The following is a 1,687-nucleotide window of genomic DNA, read 5'->3' on the forward strand; positions in this document are numbered from 1 at the left end:
ACGTACGCCCAGGGCGTGACGGCGACCGCGGTCGGGAAGATGCCGAGGTACACGACCCACAGCGTCGCATCCAGCGGGGCGGTCTGGAGCGATCCGATGAGGGGCCCGATCCAGGGCAGCAGCGCGATGGTGCCGACGCCCGCCCCCAGCCAGGTCAGGGTCGTCGGATCGACGCCCGAGGTGAGCAGGCGCTTCTGCACGAGCGTGCACCCGGCGTACATGACCGCGGCGAGGAGGGCGAGGAGCAAGCCGGTGATGTCTGGCCCCGCGCTCGTCGACGAGTTCATGCCGATGAGCACGACGCCGAGGAAGGCGATCGGCGCCCCGATCACGAGCGGCTTCGGAAACCCCTCGCGCAGGAACAGGCCGCTGAAGACCACGACCATGAGGGGTGCGAGGTTGACGACCATCGCGGCGGTGCCCGCGTCGAGTGTGAGTTCCGCGCTGTTGAGGGCGAGGTTGTAGACGCAGAACCAGCCGACGCCCCACACCGCGATGAGCAGCCAGTGGCGACGAGCGGGAATGCGGATGCCGTGCCGTACCGCGATGATCGTCAGCACGACGGTGCCGACCGCCATCCGCAGCAGCGCCAGTGCTCCGGGGTCGTAGTGCGGGCCTGCGCCGCGGATGCCGATGAACGCGGACGCCCAGAGCACCACGGTGACCAGTGCGGCGATGAGCACGAGCGCGCCCTGCTTCTTCGGTGCTCCGGTATCGGTGCGGATCCCGGGGTCGCCGGATGTGGCTCGTGACATCCTCCGATCCTCGCAGGGGCATCCGACATCGGGCGAGCCGTCGGAGTGCCAACCGCCGTCGCTTTCCCGCCGGTCTGCAGGAGGCGTCCGGAAGGGCGTAGGGGAACCCTTCGATAGGATGGGACCGCCCGAAGAGGGCCAGCTCATCGGCCGGTGCAAACCCGGCGAAAGCCAGGGGGATACCCATGCCAGGAATCGTTATCGTCGGCGTGCAGTGGGGCGACGAAGGAAAGGGCAAGGCCACCGATCTTCTCGGTGAGCGCACCGACTGGGTGGTGAAGTTCAACGGCGGCAACAACGCCGGGCACACCGTCGTCGTCGGCGACGAGAAGTACGCCCTGCACCTGTTGCCCTCCGGCATCCTCTCTCCCGGCGTGACGCCCGTGATCGGCAACGGCGTGGTCGTCGACCTCGAGGTGCTGTTCTTCGAGCTCGAGGCGCTCTCCGCCCGTGGCATCGATGTGTCGCGGCTCAAGGTCAGCGCCAACGCGCACATCATCACGCAGTACCACCGCACGCTCGACAAGGTCACCGAGCGCTTCCTCGGCAAGCGCATGATCGGCACGACCGGTCGCGGCATCGGTCCGGCATACGCCGACAAGATCAACCGCGTCGGCATCCGCGTGCAGGACCTGTTCGACGAGAACATCCTACGCCAGAAGGTCGAGGGCGCACTCGACCAGAAGAACCACCTGCTGGTGAAGATCTTCAACCGTCGCGCGATCACCGCCGACGAGGTCGTCGAAGACCTGCTCTCGTACGCCGAGCGGCTGCGGCCGATGGTCGCCGACACCGGCTACCTGATCGCCCAGGCGCTCGACCGCGGCGAGGTCGTCGTCTTCGAGGGTGGCCAGGCCACCATGCTCGACATCGACCACGGCACCTACCCGTTCGTGACCTCGTCCTCGGCCCCCGCCGGAGGCGCGGCGACC

At 68.1% G+C, this 1,687-nt stretch carries 2 protein-coding genes; one reads left to right on the forward strand and one right to left on the reverse strand.

The annotated features are described in order from the left end of the window. Nucleotides 1-755, reverse strand: a 755-nt coding sequence (locus ACNPM4_RS17030) for a DMT family transporter (protein ID WP_448986470.1), incomplete at its 3' end; no start/stop codon positions are given. Between the two features lie 185 nt (nt 756-940). Between ACNPM4_RS17030 and ACNPM4_RS17035 the strand changes: the two genes are divergently transcribed. Continuing rightward, nucleotides 941-1,687 (forward strand): adenylosuccinate synthetase (locus tag ACNPM4_RS17035; protein WP_448986471.1); only part of this gene is annotated, 747 nt, incomplete at its 3' end.

The organism is Microbacterium umsixpiens, assembly GCF_053543675.1.